Here is a 19,578-nt window from a genome sequence, read left to right as displayed (position 1 = left end):
TGAACAAGTGGGATTTAAACGTTCCCTTCCAGTCTGACTGGACTGTTCCCAGTAGTGTTTTATTTGAACAAGTGGGATTTAAACGTTTTTTCGCCTTCATCTGCTCCTTGTTGAGCTTCCAGTTTTATTTGAACAAGTGGGATTTAAACCACTCGGCAATTGAATTTTCCAAACTTTGCCCTTGCCCGTTTTATTTGAACAAGTGGGATTTAAACTTCTGTCGAAAATCTTTGTCGCTAACTCTATTATTTCGGTTTTATTTGAACAAGTGGGATTTAAACCAACGATAAAAGCTTGCTATTGAGGCGTTTTCACCTAGTTTTATTTGAACAAGTGGGATTTAAACAACGTGATAGCTGAGGCTTACAGCGCAATAGAAAAGTGTTTTATTTGAACAAGTGGGATTTAAACTTGCAATATACGGGGAGGCTCAGGCCGGGAGTTTTGGAGGTTTTATTTGAACAAGTGGGATTTAAACTTTTAGAGCAGAAGAGTTTAAATGTCCGTGTTGTGGCGGTTTTATTTGAACAAGTGGGATTTAAACGAAATTTGACCCTGAGCTCCTGAGGCTAACCCTGGAGGAGTTTTATTTGAACAAGTGGGATTTAAACCTTTCTTAACCTTCGGCCAACCGTTAACAGGGCACGTTTTATCTGAACAAGTGGGATTTAAATCTGGATTCAACGTTCCTACAAGTATAGACATTATCAGCTTTTCAAGTGGAATTTAAACATTTTTGAACAGGTAATTAGGGCTGTAGGTGAGTTTGGGAGAGGGCAGGAGGCCCTCTCCGGTGTTATACGTCGAGGTTTCTTACTTCTTTTGCGAATTTTTGGATAAATTCTCTTCTCGGTTCGACTTTGTCGCCCATTAGAACCGTGAACACTTCGTCTGCGCTGACGGCATCTTCTACTGTAACTTTGAGGAGTGTTCTGTTTTCCGGGTTCATTGTTGTTTCCCAGAGTTGTTCCGGGTTCATCTCGCCGAGTCCTTTGTATCTTTGAATGTAGATGCCTTCGCGGCCGGAGTCTATGAGGAAGGTGTAGAGCTCTTCAAGGGTTTTAAACGTTAGTTCTTTTCCCTTCTTCTGGGCTTTGTAAGGGGGCTCTCCGAGCTTGGCTCTTATTTCGCCTTTGAGTTTTCTGGCCTGCCTGTAGAGGTCGGATATGAGGAGGTTTTCGTCTATTGTTACTTCTTTTTTGAGGTATTTGTCTAACGGAACTGTTGCAATGATTTTGAATGCACATTCGTCTGGGGACTCTACAGGTTTGAACTCAATGCCTTTTAGCTCGGGAGGAAGAAGTTTCCGCAACCTCTCTATAAGCCCTTCTACTCCTTCCCGGGTATATAGCTCTCTGTAGTCGGCCTGTGCTCTTATTAGGAGGTTGATTATCTGCGGGTCTCTCCGTTTGGAGAGTATGGCTATGAGCTCTTGAAGCTTTGCAAGCTTTTTGACCACTTCCTTTGCATCCTCTTCTTTTAACGGATTTCCTTGCGGGTCGAGGAGCTTCACGCTATCGAGGGCAAATTCGAGGATTACGCTCTCGAGCTCTTTGTCGCTCTTGATGTACATCTCTTTTTTGCCCTTTTTCAGCCTGTAAAGCGGAGGCTGAGCTATGTAGAGGTGGCCCCTTTCTACTATTTCCGGGAACTGGCGGAAGAAGAAGGTTAGCAGAAGCGTTCTTATGTGCGCTCCGTCTACGTCGGCGTCTGTCATTATGATTATTTTGTTGTACCGGAGCTTGGATATATCGAAGTTTTTCCCTACTCCGGTTCCCAAGGCGGTTATAATCGTTTTTATCTCGTCGTTGGAGAGGACCTTCTCTATACGGGCCTTCTCAACGTTGATAATCTTTCCTTTAAGGGGGAGTATCGCCTGGAATCTCCTGTCTCTTCCCTGTTTTGCACTTCCTCCGGCGGAGTCTCCCTCTACCAAGAAGAGTTCGGTTTTCTGAGGGTCCCTCTCGGAGCAGTCTGCGAGTTTTCCGGGAAGGGAGAACTCTTCAAGGGCGCTTTTTCTCCTTGTAAGCTCTCTGGCCCTTTTGGCCGCTTCCCTTGCCCTTGCTGCCGTTATTACCTTCTCGGCGATTTTTCTGCCGATGTCGGGCCTTTCTGTAAGGTAGTTCCAGAGCTTTTCGTAAACTACGGAGGCCACAACGGGCCTTACCTCTGAGTTACCCAGTTTTGCCTTTGTTTGGCCCTCAAACTGGGGATTGGGAACTTTAACGGAGATAACTGCAACGAGGCCCTCTCTGGTATCGTCTCCGGTGATGGATATTTTCGAGTTTTTCGGGAGTAGGTTGTGCTCCTCTATAAACTTGGTTATGGCCCTTGTGAGGGCACTTCTGAAACCGGAAACGTGGGTGCCTCCTTCTCTGGTGTTTATGTTGTTGACGAAGCTGAATATCTGTTCTGTGTAGGTGGAGTTGTACTGGAGGGCCACTTCTACCAGTATATCGTCTTTCTCTCCGGTGATGTATATGGGCTCGGGGAAGAGGGGGTCTTTTTTCTCGTTTATCTTCTTAACGAACTCAACGATTCCCCCTTCGTAGTAGAAAACCTCCCTTTTGGGTGGGTCAACTCTTTCGTCTGTAAGGGTGATTTTGAGCCCTTTGTTGAGGAAGGCAAGCTCTCTCAGCCTGTTTGCCAGTATGTCCCAGCTGAACTCGGTCACTTCGAATATTTCGGGGTCGGGCTTGAAGGTGATTATGGTGCCCCGCTTGTTGCTCGTTCCGACGCAGGTAAACTGGGTGACGGGTTTACCCCTTTCGTAAACCTGTTTGTAGACTTTTCCGTCTCGGTGGATTTCCAGCTTGAGCCACTCCGATAGGGCGTTAACTACTGAAACGCCTACGCCGTGGAGGCCTCCGGAGTACTTGTAGGCTTTCTTTTCAAATTTCCCGCCGGCGTGGAGGACCGTTAGGACTATCTCTGCTGCCGGTTTGCCGTATTCGGGGTGGATGTCGACCGGAATGCCCCTTCCGTTGTCGGCAACGGTTATGGAGTTGTCCGGGTGGATGGTTACCTCTATTTCGGTACAGTAGCCTGCAAGGGCTTCGTCTACCGAGTTGTCGACCACTTCGAATACGAGGTGGTGGAGGCCGTAAACGCCGGTATCGCCGATGTACATTCCCGGCCTTTTACGGACGGCCTCTAACCCTTCGAGGACTTTTATCGCAGAGGCGTCGTAGTTGTCCTGTTTTTGGGCCATTTTGTGCTCCTCTTTTTGGTGTGGCTTCTATTATAAAGCACCGCCGGCTCCCGGTTATTAGCCGGCTTTTCTCTTTGAGAGAAGCTCTTTTATAAGCTGGGATGCTCCGGTTTGGGAGAGGTTTTTCAGGTTAACTTCGGAGAGGTCGAATTTTACTTCGTCTGCCAGCTGTTTTATGAGCTTCAGCTGCTTTTCGGAGGCTTTCGGTCCGTTCTGTTGAGGGAGAAGCTCTTTGAGCTCTCCCCTGTAGGCCTTGCGGCCTATGGAGAAGAGCGAAAGCCCCTTTTGAACGGCGTCGGTTGTTGCCCCTTTCAGGGCGTCTCCGGGTGTGTAGTTTTCGCTTCCGCCGAAGGCCACCTTTGCAGATTCGGGTTTACCTACCCACACTTTTACTTTTGCCCAGGCGAGGAATTTCTTTTCGCCCTTTTTGCCTGTAGTTTCCGTTACGCTCTGTTCGAGGACTTCGTAACCCCAGTTGTGGGCTCCGAGCACTCTATTGATGGCATCTATTACAAACTGGGGCCTGTAGCCGTAGAGGGTTCTTCCCCTTCCGGGGACTTCTTGAATGGCCTTTTCTCCTTCGTTTTCAAGGATTTTATCGATTTTCTCAACAACTTGTGTCCAGTAGTTTTTCTCCATGGTTTTACCTCTTAAGAAGGTTTAAAGGGCGGGATGCCGGCGGTGCTGTGATAGAAATTTTCTATCTGTAAATATAGGAATTTACCGTAAATTATCAAACTCCCTCACCGGCGAATCGGCTAAAATTAGGCCACACCGGAAGGAGTCGGCTTTGGACTTTGAAAGGCGTCTCTTCTTGAAGCTTGCCCTCTTTACAGGTGCCGTAACGGTCTCTCCCTTTGCTGCGGCCCTTTTCTGGCCGGAACCGGAAGGCAGGAAGGGGGGCGGTTCTATAGGCGTTAAGGTTGACCTGGACCGTGCCCGTTTTCTGCCGGGCCGCTACGGCGGAACTCTTCTGGACGCAACCTCGTCTGACCCGAAAACTTTTAACCTTGTTCTTGCCAATGAAACCTCTTCTACCGAAGCTGTTGGGGAGCTCTTTGAAGGCCTTACAGACGTTGACGTGAAAACCCTTAAACCTGTAGGGGCTTTGGCTGTTGGATGGGAGTTTAAAGACGGCGGTTTAAGGTGGGTATTTAACCTAAGGAGGGGCGTGCTCTGGTTCGACGGAAAGCCCTTTACCGCAGACGACGTTGTCTTTACCTATCGGGATATCTACTTCAACCCGAAGATTCCCAACTCTACCAGGGACTCTTTCGTTGTTGACGGGAAGCTGCCCGAGGTTAGGAAGCTCTCTTCGTTTCAGGTGGAGTTCATCCTCCCCTCGCCCTTTGCACCGCTTCTGTACTCGCTTGCTGCGCCCGTTTTCCCTAAGCACGTCCTTGAAGAGGCGGTAAAGAGCGGCAAGTTTATGGAGACGTGGACCGTATCTACTCCCCCCGAAAAGCTGATAGGCACCGGCCCTTACAGGCTTGTAAAGTATGAACCCGGCCAGTTTCTCGTTTACGAGAGGAACAGGCGCTACTGGAAGTTTGACCAGTGGGGAAAGAGGCTTCCCTACGTTGAGAAGAAGGTGAAGTTTATCCTGCCGGATAAAAACACCCAGCTCTTGAAGTTTAAGGCCGGTGAGCTCGACTTTTACGGTGTGAGGGGTGAGGATTACCCCGACCTTAGCAGGGGGGAGCGTTCCGGCCACTACACGATTTACAACCTCGGGCCCTCCCTCTCTGCCGACTTTATCTGTTTCAACCAAAAGAGGGATGCTCTGCCCGAGTGGAAGTGGAAACTCTTCTCCGACAGGCGCTTCCGCTGGGCGATGTCTCACGCGGTAGATAGGAAGGGAATCGTTTTAACCGTTTACAATGGCTTGGGCTTCCCCGTTTACGGACCGGTAACTCCGGCCAACAGGCTCTACTGGGACCCGAACTACCCGAAGTTCCCCTACAACCTGCAGAGGGCGGCTCGGCTTTTGAGGGAGCTGGGGTTAAAGGACAGGAACGGAGACGGCTGGCTTGAAACTCCCGACGGTCACAGGGTAGAGATAAACCTGCTTACAAACTCCAACAACCAAGCACGGGTTCAAACGGGGGCGATTTTTAAGTACGACCTTAAGAGGCTGGGTATAAAGGTGAACTTTCAGCCTTTAGACTTTAACAACCTTGTGGATAAGCTGCTCCACACCCACGATTTTGACGCCGTTATCATCGGCCTTACCGCTTCTGTAGACCCCAACAGCGGCAGGAACGTGTGGATGAGCAGCGGTCAGCTTCACATGTGGAACCCGGGGCAAAAAAAGCCGGCAACCAAGTGGGAGGCGGAAGTTGACCGGCTCTTTGAGGAGGCGGCAAAGACCCTCGACTTCAAAAAGAGGGTGGAGCTCTATAAGAGGGCCTTTTGGATAATCTGTTATCAGCAGCCCCTTATCTACATAGCCGCTCCCCTTTCGCTGGTTGCGGCACGGAACAGGGTGAAGAACTACTTTCCCACCGTTTGGGGAACTTACAAGCCCGAGCGGATTTTCGTTGAGCCTACCGGCAGGGAGGGAGTTTAAAGAGGGAGTCGGGGAGCTTGGGGTTTTTCTTCACCGAGTCTATGAGGTAGGTTGACTCGGTTCCGTCGGCCTGAACCGTTTTTACTTCTTTGAGTTTCCCCTTGAAGAAGGTGAAGGTTATTTTGGTAAAGAACGGGTCTTTGAACTTAGGCTCTACTGTAAAGGTTTGGAGGTTTTTTCCTTCTTTCTCCTCTTTTACTGTGTAGTACTTTTTAAACGTTTTGTAGTTTTCGGCAAGGAGGAGCAGGGGAAAGAGGGCGTTTTCGGGGTTCAGTGGCTCTACTTGACACTGGCCGTCTCCGAAGCGGGTTTCTACCTCTTTCCCGTTTGAGATTATTCGGAGGTTACTTCCCCGGGTGTACTCCCAGAGGAACTTTAGTGGCCTTTTGTAGTAAATTACTCCTCGGTAGAGGGTCACTTCGTCGCCGGCTACGGGCAGTTTCGTTTTCTGTCTGAACTCTATTTTCAGGCTTTCTGCCCCCGATAGCTCCTTCAGTGGGGTCTCGGAAGGGTGTGCCGCCGCCGGTATGGTAATCAGTAGAGTTAGGGCTATTGTACTCTTTCTCATGGCGGTTAGAGTATAGCAGTTTCGGCAAGGGTTTATATTAAAACTTAACTTCTTTCGGGAGTGTGTTATGAGGGTTGTTGGAGGTAAGTACAGGGGCAGAAGGATAAAGTCTATGCCCAAGCGGGCCGATACGAAGCTGCTCAGGCCTACAACCGAGAGGGTGAAGGAGTCGGTCTTTTCCATACTGAACAACTATCTTGAGGGTGTGAAGTTCCTTGACCTGTTTGCCGGAACCGGAGCTGTGGGAATTGAGGCCCTCAGCAGGGGAGCTTCTAAGGTTGTTTTCGTTGAGAACGACAGGCGGTTCTGCAACTTGATTAGGGAGAATTTGTGCTCTTTAAGGGTGCCGCCCGAGCGCTACGAGATAATCTGCGGAGACTACACCGAGGCCTTGAAGAGGCTTGCTAAAAGGGGGGAGAAGTTTGACTTCATCTACGCAGACCCCCCCTACGAGAAGGGCTACTACACGAGGATTGTGAATATGGTGAAGAACCTCGGCCTACTTGACGAAGACGGCCTTTTGATACTTGAGGAGCCGAAGAAGAACCCGTTTATACCCGACGACGAACGGTGGCTCGTTGAGAAGCGCCACTACGGAACGACAACCGTGAGCTTTCTGAACTTCAGCGAGGGAGAGGAGTGATGTTTGAGATATCGAAGGTTTTTGAGTTCTCTGCCGCCCACTCTGTCCACTCCCAGAGGTTGAAACCCGAGTGGGCGGGAAGCTCCTACCCGAAGTGCAGGCGCCTGCCCGGTCACGGCCACAACTACAGGCTTGAGGTTTTCCTGAGGGCAGAGTCTCTCGATTCCACCCAGATGGTTACGGATTTCGGCCACTTAAAGTGGCTTAAGGAGTTCATAGATGACTGTTTTGACCACAAGCTCCTTGTGGGCACGGACGACCCCGCTTTTGAGCTTCTCTTTGGGAAGCTCGGTTACCTTGAAAACGGCGAGTTTAAGGTTCCCTACGGGGAGGCAACGGCCGTTGCCGTTAACCGGGACTTTAAGGTGGAGAGCTTTAAGGTCGGCTCTGTTGCCCTCGATTTGGTGAAAGGGAGTTTAAACTTCTTAACTTTTAACGGCTATACTCCCAAGGAGGAGTCTCCTCTCTCCGACTTTTACCAGAGGCTTACAGACGGTATAGCCCTCTTTTGCTGCTCTCCGACCTCTGAGAACCTCGCCTGGTTCTTCTACAACTTCGTTAACGCAAATATTGAGCCCCTCGGGGTTATCTGTTCTAAGGTTGCCGTTTACGAGACTCCCACTTCCTGTGCCGTTTACGGGGAGCTATGAAGGAGAAGTTAAAGGAGGTTCCGGAGCTTCCCGGCGTTTACCTCTTTAAGGATTCTGCGGGAAAGGTTCTCTACGTCGGGAAGTCTAAGAACTTGAGGGAGCGTCTCTCTACACATTTGAACGCTACAGACCCTAACGATAAGAGTTACAGGATAGTCAGGGCCTCTGCCGACTTTGACTACATAGTGGTGAGGAACGAGAGGGAGGCCCTTGCCCTTGAGGCCGAGCTTATAAAGGAGCACCTGCCTCCTTTTAACGTTCTGCTTAAGGACGGTAAGAGCTACCCCTACTTGGTTGTTACCGACGAGGAGTTTCCCACCGTAAAGGTTGTTAGACGCTCCTTTAGCGGCGGAGGGGAGCGCTTTGGGCCCTTCGTTCCCCCGAAGAGCGCTTACAACCTGAGGGAGCTTCTGACCCGCCTTTTCAGGCTGAGGAGCTGCAAGGAGCTTAAAAAGCGGGACAAGCCCTGTTTGCAGTACCACATAGAGAGGTGCACGGCCCCCTGTGCCGGCCTTGTCTCTAAGAAGGAGTACCGAAAGCAGGTAGAGCGGGCCCTGAGGTTTTTGAAGGGAGACGTTAAGGGGCTCATATCCGAGCTTCACTCCGAGATAGAGGAGGCCGCCGAGAAGCTGGAGTTTGAGAGGGCCGCGAGGCTGAGGGACCAGCTCATAGCGGTGAAGGCGGTCTTTGAAAAGAGCGCTCCCCTCTTTGAGGAGTTTAAAGAGTGCGACATCTTCTACCTTGAGGAGAGGGGGGAGCTCTTTACCGGCGTGAAGCTCACCGTGAGGGGCGGGATAATCTACGGCAAGGAGAGCTTCCACCTTGACCCTGTTGACCCTTGGGATGAGGGCCTTTTAAGCTCGGTCTTCTCCTTGGGGGTTGAGAAGCTCGACGTTAACACCGTTGGAACCATGTGGCTTAAGGCCTACTACGGTGAAGAGGGTGTACCTGCGGGGGTGAAGCTCCTTGCGAACTTTAAGCCGCTGGGTGACTACGAAGTTCACCCGATACCCGAAGAGCTTCTCCCCCTGCTCAGGCGCAACAGGCGGGCCGTTTCCTACAGCCTTTCGCTGAAAGAGCTCGAGAGGGAGTTTGAAGAGGTCTTCGGCGAGCCCCTTCCCTTAAGGGTTGAGTGTTTCGACATCTCTACCCTGCAGGGGGAAGCGACGGTTGCCTCTTGCGTTGTGTGGGAGAAGGGGCAGTTTAAGAAAGACGAGTACAGGCGCTTTAAGGTAAAAAGCGTTTCCGGCGTAGACGACTACGCCTCTATGGAGGAGGTTCTCACAAGGCGGTTCAGGCGGATAAAGAGGGGAGAGGTTAAAGAGCCCGACCTTGTTATCGTAGACGGTGGAATCGGTCAGCTCAACGTGGCCCTGAAGGTGAGAGACACCTTCGGCCTTGGCTTTAGAGTCTTTTCGATAGCCAAAAGGGAAGAGGTTGTTTACACAGACTTGGGGGAAGTTGTTGAAACCAAGCGGTTCCCCCACCTCTTTCGCTTCTTCACATCTATAAGGGACGAGGCCCACCGCTTTGCCCTTTCCTACAACAGGAAGCTGCGGACAGACAAGATGCTCCACAGCTTCCTGAGCTCCGTTAAGGGGATAGGACCGAAAAGGAGGGCCCTTATAGAGAAGCTCTACCCCGACCTCTCTGAGCTTGCCGCAGTATCTCCGTCTGAGCTTGCAAAACTCGGAATCCCCCTGAAGGTTGCCCGGGAAGTTGTTGAGCGGGCACGGGAACTCTTTAAGGAGGTGTGAAGATGGTGAACCTGTGGGACTGGCACCAGGAGGGTATCGACAGGGGCGTTTACTCCCTTTTCCGGCACAACCTTTGTGCAGGTAAAGCCGACAAGGTTCTGCTCCTTACAGACACCTACAAAGAGAGGGTGGGAGAGCTTATGTTCCACTACGGCTCTCCGCTGTGCGGTGAGCTCCTCCACCACACCTATCAGCCCACCGGCAGGCACGGCCTTGAGCCTCCCGAGAGCGTGTGGAGGGCCGCTTTCGGTCCGGAGTTCGTTCAAGAGCTTAAAGAGAAGGAGCTTTTAGAGAAGGTTCTTAAAAAGGAGCTCACAGGCGACGAAGAGGCCGAGGTTAAAGAGCTCCTACTTGAAACCACGGCTCCCGAGGAGCTTCCCACCGCAGTTATAGCGGTTAACCGTTACTCAATCTCCCACACCCTCTTCAGGAAGCTCTGCACCGACTTCCTCTCCATCCGCTTTGCCAGTATGCCCCTCTTTGAGCCCTTTATGTTTTCAACCTCTCTCAGGGCCAACTGGAGCGAAGTTGAAAGGCGCTCTAATGCGGTTGCAGACCTTTTAAGCCGTGCCGTTGGGGCGCGCCTTGTTGCTCCGAACGGAACCGACCTCACCTTCTCCCTTGAGGGGCGCTCCGGTATTGCCGATACGGGTAGAATCTGCTCCCCCGGTGATTTCGGCAACCTCCCTGCAGGTGAAGCCTTCGTAGCTCCCGTAGAGGGTAGCGGTTGCGGCCTCCTTGTTGTTGAGTACGCTCCGGATAGGAAGCTCGACTCCCCGGTGAAGCTCCGCTTTGAGGGGGGCAAGGTGGTTGAGGTTGAAGGTGAAGAGCCCTTCGCCGATTACCTCCGGGAGCTCTTTTCAAGGGAAGAGGGAGCCTCCAACCTTGCCGAGTTCGGTGTGGGAACCAACGATAGGGCGAAGGTCAAAACCAACATACTGGAGGCCGAGAAAATCCTCGGAACCTGTCACGTTGCCGTCGGAGACAACAGCTCCTTCGGCGGTAGGGTAAAAGCAAACGTTCACATAGACTTCCTTGTAGAGGAGCCTACGGTTACCCTTACCCTGGAAGGCGGAGAGGAGTTGACGCTCCTTGAGGAGGGGAAGCTGAAAGTTTAAAGGGGGCAAACGCCCCCAAACTTAAGCGGAGAGAGCGGCTTTAGCCTTCTCAACGATAACCTTGAAGGCTTCGGGGTCCCTAACGGCTATGTCGGCAAGGACCTTCCTGTCGAGCTCGATACCGGCCTTCTTAAGGCCGTGGATGAACCTGCTGTAGTTGATGCCGAAGGGCCTTACGGCTGCGTTAATCCTTGTAATCCAGAGCCTCCTGAAATCCCTCTTCCTCTTCCTCCTGTGCTGGTAAGCGTAGAAGAGGGACTTCATTACGGCGATTTTCATAGTCCTGTAGAGCCTTGAGCGGCCGCCGAAGTAACCTTTGGTGAGCTTCTTCAGCTTCTTACGCCTCTTCCTTCTCGGGCTGTACTTAACCCTCATCTTCTACCTCCTTCTCTCCGGCTACAGGCGCCCTCTCGGGTCTTCCTGCCTGCAGTCCGGGTTTTGTTACATGTAGATAATCAGCTGTTTGTAGTTTGCAGCCTGAGCACCTTCAAGGTACTTGGCCTTCCTGAGGTTCCTCTTCCTCTTACGGCTCTTCTTGGTGAGGATGTGGCTCTTCCCCGGGGACCAGTGCTTAATCTTCCCCTTGGCCGTTACCTTTACCCTCTTGGCTGCAGACCTGCGGGTCTTTATCTTGGGCATCTTTCAGCCTCCTGCTGGTTTTAAAACGAGTGTGAATTATAGCCTATTTCTTCTTGGGGGCAAGTATCATAATCATGTCCCTGCCCTCTTTCTTGGGCTTACGCTCCATCTCGGCTATATCCTTAACCGCCTCGTATATCTTCATAAGCTGCGCCTCTCCAATCTCAAGGTGGGCTTGCTCCCTACCCCTGAACATAACAACGGCCTTTACCTTGTCTCCCTTCTCGATAAAGCGGCGCACCTGTTTAATCCTTACCTGCATATCGTGTTCGTCGGTTTTGGGCCTCACCTTAACGGTTTTCACCTCTACCGTTTTCTGCTTCTTCTTGGCCTCGTGCATCTTTTTCTGCATCTGGTACTTGTACTTCCCGAAGTCCATTATCCTGCACACTGGCGGGTTGGCGTTCGGTGAGACCTCAACAAGGTCGAGCCCTTTGTCCCTTGCGAGCTCAAGGGCCTTGTAGGTCGGCATTACGCCGAGTTTTGTGCCGTCTTCGTCTATTACCAGGACCTCCCTTGCCCTGATTCTCTCGTTTACCCTTGTTTTGTCCAGCTTCTTACCGATGGCTACCTCCTCCTCAAATTGGTTTTAGGCTTTCTCTTTTATCTCGGTTAAGATTTTATCCAAGAACTGCTGAAGTTCCATCTCTCCCAGGTCTCCCTCCCTCTTTGAGCGGACGGAAACCGTCTGGTTCTCCTTCTCCCTTTCGCCTACAATCAGCATGTAGGGAATCTTCTGGGTCTCTGCCTTGCGTATTTTATACCCGACCTTGGCGCTCTCGTCGTCGAGCTTCACCCTTATGCCGGCCTCTTTGAGCTTGGCGTAAACCTCGTCTGCGTAGTCCAGGTACTTGTCGCTCACCGGGATTATCACCGCTTGAACGGGCGCCAGCCAGGTGGGAAAGAGCCCTGCGTAGTGCTCTATGAGCAGCCCTATGAACCGCTCTATGCTTCCCATTATCGCCCTGTGAACCATTACCGGGCGCTTCTTCTGGCCGTCCCGGTCTACGTAGGTTAGGTCGAACCTCTCGGGCAGGTTGAAGTCGACCTGAATCGTCGGGCCGTCCCACTTCCTTCCGATTGCGTCGAGGACGGCGATGTCTATCTTGGGGCCGTAGAAGGCGCCGTCGCCCTCTACTATGTTGTATTCAAAGCCCCTCTCCTTAAGGGCTTCTATGAGGGCGTTCGTTGCGTGCTCCCAGGCCTCTTCCGTTCCTATGAACTTCTCGGGCCTTGTTCCCACGTTGATTACGTAATCTAACTTGAAGGTGGAGAGGAGGTCCATTATGTAGTCCATTACCCCTTGAATCTCCTCCTTCAGCTGGTCGGGGCGGCAGAAGATGTGGCCGTCGTCCTGGGTGAAGCCCCTGACCCTCAGCAGGCCGTGGAGGGAGCCGCTCTTTTCGTACCTGTAAACGGTTCCGAACTCGAAGAACCTGATGGGCAGGTCCCGGTAGCTTCTCACCTGGGACTTGTATATGAGAATGTGGCCCGGACAGTTCATCGGCTTTACCGCGTACCAGTGGGCCTTCTCTATTTCGGAGCAGGTGAGGGGCACTTCGTCGTTGCCCAGGCGCTCCTCCTCGTCGTGCTCAACAACGGGAACGAAGAACATGTTCTCCCTGTAGAAGTTGTAGTGGCCCGAGCGCTTCCAGAGGTCTGCCTTCATTATGTGGGGAGTGTAGATTCTCTGGTAGCCCCTCTTCCGGTGCTCCTCTTCTACCCACTGCTCTATTTCCTGCCTTATTATGGCCCCGTTCGGGTGCCAGAAGACGAGGCCTGGGCCGGCCTCTTCGTATATGCCGAAGAGGTCGAGCTGTTTGCCCAGAACCCTGTGGTCCCTCTTTTTGGCCTCTTCGAGCCTGTGGAGGAACTCCTCAAGCTCTTTCTTTTTCCAGAAGGCGGTTCCGTATATCCTCTGGAGCATTTTGTTCCTTGAGTCTCCCCTCCAGTAGGCACCGGCCACCGAAAGGAGTTTGAAGGCCTTTATCTGGCCGGCGTGTTCAACGTGGGGGCCTTTACACAGGTCGAAGAAGTCCTCTCCGAGCCAGTAGATGGAGACCTCTTCCTCTTCGGGTATCGACTCGAGGAGCTTCAGCTTGTATGGGTCGTTTTTGAAGAGCTCCCTTGCCTTCTCCCTTGAGATAACTTCCCTGCGGAAGGGCTCTTTTGCCTTTACTATCTTCTCCATCTCCGCCTCTATTTTGGGCAGGTCCTCTTCGGAGATGGAGACCGGTAGGTCGAAGTCGTAGTAGAAGCCCTCTTGGGTTGCAGGGCCTATGCCCAGTTTTACCTCGTTGTTGCCGTAGAGCTTTTTTACCGCCTTTGCAAGGAGGTGGGCGGCGCTGTGCCTGAGTATCTCGAGGGATTCAGGGTCTTTGGGGGTGATTATCCTTATCCTGCCGCTTTCGGTTATGGGGGTATGGACGTCTATCAGTTCTCCGTTGAAAACAGCCCCTACGGCGTTTTTCTCGAGGCTCTTGGCTATCTTCCCGGCTATCTCTTTAACCGTTGTGGGGCCCTGGAACTCCAGCTTGCTCCCGTCGGGAAGCTCTATTACAACCATTTAACTACCTCTCCTCCTGGGATTATCGGCGCAATTCTACTACTTTTTTCTCTGTTGAATTCCGTTCTTAAAGGGGAAGTCGGTGTTTATCTCGGTTGCCGTTATGTTGCCTCCTGGCTCTACGGTGTACCTCTTTTTGTCGGGCGCTGTCCGCTCGTAGAGCAGAACCCGCTCGGCGATGTCGCGGAATATGGGAACCGCAATTTTTGTGGCCCAGAGCATGTTTTTGGGAACTTTCGGCTCGTTAACGGTTACGGCAAGGACGTACTTCGGGTTTGTTGCCGGGAAGAAGCCGACGAATGTGGCATATATCTTCTTTCGGCTGTAGTGGGGTTTTTTGCCCTTCTCCTTTATGAGCTTCTGGGCCGTTCCCGTTTTGCCCCCTACGTAGAAGTTCTCGAACTTGGTGGGTTTTGCCGTTCCCCCCTCTACAACCATCGTTAGAACCCGCCTCATCAGCTTGGAGGTTCTCTCGGAAATTACTCGCCTTTCGGCCACGGGGGAGAAGCTCTTTATAACGTTGCCTTTTTCGTCGAGTATCGCCTTTATGAGGAAGGGTTTGTAGTAGATTCCGCCGTTTACGAGTGCGCTGTATGCGGCCGCAAGCTGCAGGGTTGTTACCGATATGTGGTACCCGAAAGTAATCGTTGCAAACTCTACGTCCTTCCACTTTTTCCAGTTGGATAGCAGCCCTTTGCTTTCGATGGGAAGCTCTATCCCCGTTTTGTTTCCGAACCCGAACCTTTTCAGGTACTCGTAGAGCTTCTTCTTACCGAGCTTCTGGGCAACCTGGATTATCCCCACGTTATCCGAGTACTCGATTATCTCCCACGCCCTCAGTTTTACGTTCCTGCCGTGAAACTCGTTTGTGAAGGTTCTGTCGTTTATCTTTATCCTGGCGGGGCAGTAGAAAACGTCGTTAACCCCTACTACACCTTCGTTGAGGGCGGCCGCCAGCACAATCGGCTTCATAACCGAGCCGGGCTCGTAAACGTCTGTGACGTACCTCGCAACGAGTTTTGAGGTGTCTCCCTTTTTTAACTTCTCGCCGTATCGGTAGAAGGGCCAGCTTGCGGCGGCAAGGATTTCTCCGGTGTTTGGGTCCATGAGAACAGCGTTTATGAACTTTGGGTGCCACTTCTTGCCGTACTCGGATATGGTCTTTTCCACTATGTACTGGAGGTTGCCGTCTATTGTAAGGAGAACGTTGTTACCCTTTTCTTTCGTAAGGAACTGGGAGGCGTTTTTCCCCAGGTAGACCCGCCCCAGGTAGTCCTTCTCCCCCGAGAGCAAAACCGTTTTGCCGGTGATAATCCCCTTTTTATCTAAGTAGTACTCGAGGTTTGAGAGGCCTTTGTCGAAGTCGCTTGCAAGTCCGACAACGGTAGAGCCCACTCCGTAGGGGTAGCACCTTTTATACTCGGGGACAAAACCGAGGATGTCGGGGTGCCTCTTCTTTATGGGCGACTCCCCCGATAGGGTGTAGTAGATTCTCATGGCCACCTTTACGGCCTTTGCCGCCCTGTAGGGGGTTGTCTGGGCCTTTTTGTGGAGCCATACGAAGGGGACTTTTATCTTTTTTCCTTTATAGGTAACAACGGTGTACTTCTTTTCGTAGGCTTTTTGTAGCTCTTCCGGCGTTACCTCTTTTAGGGGTTTTAGAAGCTCGTAGAGCTTCTCGAGGGAAACGCCCTTCTCTTCTGCGTACTCTTCAAGCGGAGCCTTTTGAAGTGTAACTATTTGGCAGAAGAGTTTCCAGTCCTTAATTTCGGTTGGCCTTACGTAGAAGGAAACGACCCTCTCACTTGCGGCAAGGAGGGAGCCGTTCCTGTCGAGAATCTCCCCCCTTTCGTAGGATATCTTTATCTTCCCGCTGAACTGCCTGTTTACGAACTTTATCCACTCCTCCCTGTCGAAGTGGGTAAGGTAGAGGAGCCTTACGGAGTAAACGGTGAGGAGGGCGAGGGAGAAGAGGAAGAAGAGGTTCAGCCTATCTTCCTTGAAGGGCTTTATGAAGCGGTAAACCCTGAGGATAAGCTCTCTGAGCCAGTAGATGGGCCTCATCTAACGTACTTTACCTCGTTTTCGTGAAGGAGCTTCAACCCCTTGCTGTTTTTATCAACCTCTGCCGGCCGCAGCAGCGTATAGTATCGAATCATAAGCTGGTTGTTCTCGTCTTTCAAACGCTGTATCTGGTGCAGGAGCTTCGATATCTTTGCCTTCTCCTGTGTGCACTTTGAGCGTACCGATATGATTTTACTAACCACCGCAACAACTACGGCCACCGACAGAATATAGCTCAGAATGCAGGTTGCGTTTAGGAGCTTTCTTAACATGCCGCTCTGTCCTATATTATTAGGTGCACGTGCGCCTGTAGCTCAGCTGGATAGAGCCCAGGACTCCGGATCCTGGTGTCGCGGGTTCGAGTCCCGCCAGGCGCACCACTACTCCTTCTTTGCCTGCTCCACTATGGAGTCGGGAACCTCAATCGGGTAGTCCCCGTCGAAGCAGGCGGTACAGAACTCACACTTGCTCCCCTTTGCGGCCTCTATCATCCCCTCGAGCGACAAGTAGCCCAAAGAGTCGGCCTCTATATAGGAGCATATCTCATCTACCGTGTTGCTCGAGGCTATCAGCTGCTCGCGGGTAGGGGTGTCTATGCCGAAGTAACAGGGCCACTTGGTAGGCGGGGAGCTGATTCTCATGTGAACCTCTTTCGCTCCGGCCTCGCGGAGCATCCTCACTATCTTCCTGCTGGTGGTTCCCCTCACAATGGAGTCGTCTATGACAACAACCCTCTTACCCTTTAACAGGCCCGGCACGGGGTTGAGCTTCACCTTAACCCCTATGTCCCGCATCTTCTGCTGGGGTTTTATGAACGTCCTTCCTACGTAGTGATTCCTTATGAGCCCCAGCTCAAAGGGTATTCCGCTCTCCTGTGAGTACCCGAGGGCTGGAACAACTCCCGAATCGGGTACGGGAATGACGATGTCTGCCTCTACCGGGTTTTCCCTTGCGAGCCTCCTACCGAACTCTTTCCTAACTTGGTATACGCTCCTTCCGAATATCTGGCTGTCGGGCCTTGCAAAGTAGACAAACTCGAAAATGCACTGGGACCTCCTGGCAGATTCGGAGCCGGGGATGCGGAAGCTCTTCATCTCGCCCTTCTCAATCATTACAACTTCTCCCGGCTCAACGTCGCGGACGTATTTGGCTCCTATCAGGTCGAAGGCACACGTTTCGGAGGCGAACACGGGAGAACCGTTGAGCTCCCCCATACACAGGGGTCTGAAGCCCCAAGGGTCCCTTATCGCTATGAGCTTCTTGTTGGTCATAACAAGCAGGGAGTAGGCGCCCTTAAGCTGGGAGAGGGCGTCCATTAACTTCTCCAAGAACCGTTTCTTCCGTGACTTCACTATTAAGTGGACTATGACTTCTGAATCGGAAGTTCCCCTGAAGATGGAGCCTTCCTCCTCGAGCTTCTCCCTGAGCTCTAAGGCGTTAACCAGGTTGCCGTTGTGGGCTATTGCCATCTGGCCGTGCTTGTAAGACACAACTATCGGCTGAATATTATCGGGGGAGTCGGAAGCTCCCGAGGTTGAATACCTGTTGTGTCCGATTGCGGTATGACCGGTAAGCCTATCGAGGTGCTCGCTGGAGAAAACGCTTGAGACCAGCCCGAAGTCCCTATGGTAGGTGATGCGCTTGCCGTCTGTAACCGCTATTCCTGCGCTCTCCTGACCTCTATGCTGAAGGGCGTAAAGGCCTAAGTACGTAAAGTAGGCGGCGTTCGGACTGTTGTAGATTCCGAAGACTCCGCAGTACTCCTTCATAGCTGCTCCCGGAGCGTATTGGTGAAGGTAAGATTATACTTCAGACGCCAGTTATTATAATCTGCGTAATACCTATTTACCCAGGAGGGAGTATGGAAAAGAGAGAGAAGCTCTACGAAGGTAAGGCAAAAGTCCTCTACAAAACCGATAGCGATAACCTCCTTGTAGCCTACTTCAAAGACGACACAACCGCTTTCGACGGAGCCAAAAAAGAGGTTCTCGAAGACAAAGGAGTTATAAACTGCGCCATCTCCACAGTTATATTCGAGTACCTTGAAAAGCACGGAATAAAGACCCACTTCGTAGAGAGGCTCTCCCCCAGGGAGATGCTCGTGAAAAAGTGTGAAATCATCCCGGTGGAAGTTGTGGTCAGGAACGTTGCGGCCGGTAGCTTCTCCCGCAGGTACGGAGTCCCCGAGGGAACTCCCCTCAAAGAGCCCCTCGTTGAGTACTTCTACAAGAACGACGAGCTTCACGACCCTATGGTCTGCCCCAACCACGTCTACCTCTTTGGCTGGGCAACCAGGGAGGAGCTCGGGCAGATGACCAAAATCGCCCTTGAGGTCAACGAACTTCTGAAGAAGTTCTTCGACGAAATAGACATCCAGCTTGTTGACTTCAAGCTGGAGTTCGGCCGCTGTAACGGCGAAATAATCCTTGCAGATGAGATAACTCCCGACTCCTGCCGTCTCTGGGATAAATCCTCAGGAGAAGTCCTCGACAAAGACCGCTTCAGGAAGGATATGGGTAAAGTCGTTGAGAGCTACAAAGAGGTTTACCGCAGGATAATGGACAGATACGAAAAGGTAGGGGAGTAACTCCCCTACCTTTTATCAAAGGGTAGTACTACACCTCCTTGGGGTAGTATCCTTACGGTGCTCTTTCCGAATTTCTGCTCCTGCACCCCGCCCTTACAGGGCCTTAAAATGGCGCCCTTAACAACGAAACCTTCCAGAACTTTTGCCACCGAAAACTTGGGTTTTACCTCTGTTATTCCGACCTTACCTATCTTGATTTCGTTGAATCCAAGGAACTCTCCGGTATAAGGGTCCCTTATCGGCTCCCCTTTTAAATAAACGTTGAAGCACTCTCCCGGGTAGGCAAGCTGGTTACCTACGTTAACAACCACCCTGTCTCCTTCTGCGAGAATGGCTACAGGCGGGTAGATATCCAGAATCAGGTCGTTTACAACTCTCCTGGCCAGCCGGTTTAACGCCTTATCCCGAGCCTCGTCTAAACTATTTGCCTCAACGGTAAAGGTGCCGCTTACCGATTTCCCGTACTTTACCTGGTTGTTGGCAAAGAGCAAAACCTTGTAGTCTATCGTGTACCTTACCCTGTATTTGGGAGTTGTCTCAATCTTCAAGAACTTATCTGCCGGAACCTTCTCAATACGGAACTCCTTTAACTCCCCTATGAGCAGGTAGTCTGCCCCGGCAAGCTTTTTAAGCTTTGCCTTCTCCTTTTTGTCTGCATCCTCTGAAGTTATGAGCGCTTTCTCCTTCTTGTAGTACGAAAGGTGTTCTCTGTCGAGAACAGCAAACCTGCGGCTCTGCATGAGCAAGTTCTCCAGCTTCGAGGAGAACTCCTTACCGTATGTGCCGCCGAACGGATATACAGCTATTCTCCTAAGCTTCTCGGAGTGAAAACCGGGAAGCTTGTACCTGATTACGTTAACCTCTACTTTGGCCCTGTAAAAGCCGTCTGCTCCCCTCCACAGTTTCAGAACCTTGTAGCCGTTAATAACGCCCTGGAAGCGCTGCTTAACCTGCTCTTTAAGTTTTGCTTTGTAGGTAAACGACCCGTTTGTTTCGCTGTAAAGAGTTCGGCTCTCCTTATTGCTCTTTATGTAGAAACCGTAGACCCTTTTGACCGCCTCTTCCACACCCTCAAGAATAGCTTGGTTCTGGGTGGCTCCGGTGCCTACGGTCCTTATCTTAACCGTTACAAACTCGGCAAGGGCTAAGGGAGCCGCCGCCAAGAGGGCGGCTATAAAAGCTGCTATGAACCTAAGCACTTTTAAC

Annotated in this window: 17 protein-coding genes, 1 tRNA gene and 1 CRISPR repeat array (1 of these 19 cut by a window edge); of the genes, 7 read left to right on the top strand and 11 right to left on the bottom strand. The window is 51.7% G+C overall.

From position 1 onward, the window contains the following. Positions 1–674: a CRISPR direct-repeat array (repeat unit 28 nt; unit sequence GTTTTATTTGAACAAGTGGGATTTAAAC) (it extends 849 nt beyond the left edge of the window). A 122-nt stretch (positions 675–796) separates the two neighbouring features. Beyond that, positions 797–3,211 carry a DNA topoisomerase (ATP-hydrolyzing) subunit B gene (gene gyrB, locus THEAM_RS05960; protein ID WP_013537938.1) on the bottom strand — a complete coding sequence of 805 codons (2,415 nt, stop codon included), beginning with the start codon at positions 3,209–3,211 and terminating at the stop codon, positions 797–799. A gap of 57 nt (positions 3,212–3,268) precedes the next feature. Beyond that, the gene (locus THEAM_RS05955; RefSeq protein WP_013537937.1) at positions 3,269–3,850 is read right to left on the bottom strand and encodes a Rad52/Rad22 family DNA repair protein; all 582 of its coding nucleotides are present in this window, start codon (positions 3,848–3,850) and stop codon (positions 3,269–3,271) included. Between the two features lie 151 nt (positions 3,851–4,001). On the opposite strand from THEAM_RS05955, the gene THEAM_RS05950 reads away from it, so the two are divergent. Continuing rightward, the gene (locus THEAM_RS05950; protein WP_013537936.1) at positions 4,002–5,780 is read left to right on the top strand and encodes an ABC transporter substrate-binding protein; all 1,779 of its coding nucleotides are present in this window, start codon (positions 4,002–4,004) and stop codon (positions 5,778–5,780) included. On the opposite strand, the gene THEAM_RS05945 is transcribed toward THEAM_RS05950, so the two are convergent. Continuing rightward, positions 5,758–6,348, bottom strand: a complete 591-nt coding sequence (locus THEAM_RS05945) for a LolA family protein (RefSeq protein WP_013537935.1) — start codon at positions 6,346–6,348, stop codon at positions 5,758–5,760. The two genes, THEAM_RS05950 and THEAM_RS05945, sit on opposite strands and share 23 nt — an antisense overlap. A gap of 67 nt (positions 6,349–6,415) precedes the next feature. Here THEAM_RS05945 and rsmD point away from each other — a divergent pair, with 67 nt between their 5' ends. From rsmD to THEAM_RS05925, 4 genes are read left to right on the top strand one after another with little or no spacing between them, the layout of a single operon-like run. Continuing rightward, the gene (gene rsmD / locus THEAM_RS05940) at positions 6,416–6,991 is read left to right on the top strand and encodes a 16S rRNA (guanine(966)-N(2))-methyltransferase RsmD (protein ID WP_013537934.1); all 576 of its coding nucleotides are present in this window, start codon (positions 6,416–6,418) and stop codon (positions 6,989–6,991) included. Beyond that, complete coding sequence (locus THEAM_RS05935) at positions 6,991–7,641, top strand: 6-carboxytetrahydropterin synthase (RefSeq protein WP_013537933.1); 651 nt, start codon at positions 6,991–6,993, stop codon at positions 7,639–7,641. The genes rsmD and THEAM_RS05935 overlap by 1 nt, the downstream gene beginning before the upstream one ends. Then, a complete protein-coding gene (locus THEAM_RS05930) occupies positions 7,638–9,398 on the top strand; it encodes an excinuclease ABC subunit UvrC (protein ID WP_013537932.1) in 1,761 nt (586 codons plus the stop codon). The genes THEAM_RS05935 and THEAM_RS05930 overlap by 4 nt, the downstream gene beginning before the upstream one ends. A gap of 2 nt (positions 9,399–9,400) precedes the next feature. Continuing rightward, on the top strand, positions 9,401–10,516 hold the full coding sequence (locus THEAM_RS05925) for an aminopeptidase (RefSeq protein ID WP_013537931.1): 1,116 nt from the start codon (positions 9,401–9,403) through the stop codon (positions 10,514–10,516). Positions 10,517–10,537: 21 nt separating this feature from the next. Here the strand turns inward: THEAM_RS05925 and rplT are convergent, their stop codons facing one another. The 6 genes from rplT to THEAM_RS05895 all read right to left on the bottom strand — a co-directional run bounded on the left by rplT (position 10,538) and on the right by THEAM_RS05895 (position 16,057). Further along, on the bottom strand, positions 10,538–10,891 hold the full coding sequence (rplT, locus tag THEAM_RS05920; RefSeq protein WP_013537930.1) for a 50S ribosomal protein L20: 354 nt from the start codon (positions 10,889–10,891) through the stop codon (positions 10,538–10,540). Between the two features lie 66 nt (positions 10,892–10,957). Next, entirely contained in the window at positions 10,958–11,155 is a 198-nt protein-coding gene (rpmI, locus tag THEAM_RS05915; RefSeq protein ID WP_013537929.1) for a 50S ribosomal protein L35, read from the bottom strand. 43 nt (positions 11,156–11,198) lie between these two features. Next, the gene (gene infC / locus THEAM_RS05910; protein ID WP_041439488.1) at positions 11,199–11,708 is read right to left on the bottom strand and encodes a translation initiation factor IF-3; all 510 of its coding nucleotides are present in this window, start codon (positions 11,706–11,708) and stop codon (positions 11,199–11,201) included. A 36-nt stretch (positions 11,709–11,744) separates the two neighbouring features. Then, positions 11,745–13,721: a threonine--tRNA ligase gene (gene thrS, locus THEAM_RS05905; RefSeq protein ID WP_013537927.1), complete on the bottom strand. Its 1,977-nt coding sequence runs from the start codon at positions 13,719–13,721 to the stop codon at positions 11,745–11,747. 39 nt (positions 13,722–13,760) lie between these two features. Continuing rightward, on the bottom strand, positions 13,761–15,785 hold the full coding sequence (locus THEAM_RS05900) for a peptidoglycan D,D-transpeptidase FtsI family protein (protein ID WP_013537926.1): 2,025 nt from the start codon (positions 15,783–15,785) through the stop codon (positions 13,761–13,763). Then, a complete protein-coding gene (locus THEAM_RS05895) occupies positions 15,782–16,057 on the bottom strand; it encodes a hypothetical protein (protein ID WP_013537925.1) in 276 nt (91 codons plus the stop codon). The genes THEAM_RS05900 and THEAM_RS05895 overlap by 4 nt, the downstream gene beginning before the upstream one ends. A 31-nt stretch (positions 16,058–16,088) precedes the next feature. Between THEAM_RS05895 and THEAM_RS05890 the strand changes: the two genes are divergently transcribed. Beyond that, positions 16,089–16,165, top strand: a tRNA-Arg gene (locus THEAM_RS05890). Here the strand turns inward: THEAM_RS05890 and purF are convergent. Next, entirely contained in the window at positions 16,166–17,554 is a 1,389-nt protein-coding gene (gene purF / locus THEAM_RS05885; RefSeq protein WP_013537924.1) for an amidophosphoribosyltransferase, read from the bottom strand. A 92-nt stretch (positions 17,555–17,646) separates the two neighbouring features. Here purF and purC point away from each other — a divergent pair, with 92 nt between their 5' ends. Then, positions 17,647–18,372 (top strand): phosphoribosylaminoimidazolesuccinocarboxamide synthase, encoded by a 726-nt coding sequence (gene purC, locus THEAM_RS05880; protein WP_013537923.1) that lies wholly within the window; start codon positions 17,647–17,649, stop codon positions 18,370–18,372. 5 nt (positions 18,373–18,377) lie between these two features. Here the strand turns inward: purC and THEAM_RS05875 are convergent, their stop codons facing one another. Continuing rightward, positions 18,378–19,571 (bottom strand): CsgG/HfaB family protein, encoded by a 1,194-nt coding sequence (locus THEAM_RS05875; protein WP_013537922.1) that lies wholly within the window; start codon positions 19,569–19,571, stop codon positions 18,378–18,380. Positions 19,572–19,578 lie beyond the last annotated feature (7 nt).

This window comes from Thermovibrio ammonificans HB-1 (assembly GCF_000185805.1).
GTDB classification, from domain to species: Bacteria; Aquificota; Aquificia; order Desulfurobacteriales; family Desulfurobacteriaceae; genus Thermovibrio; species Thermovibrio ammonificans.
This window is presented reverse-complemented; position numbering and strand designations above follow the sequence as displayed.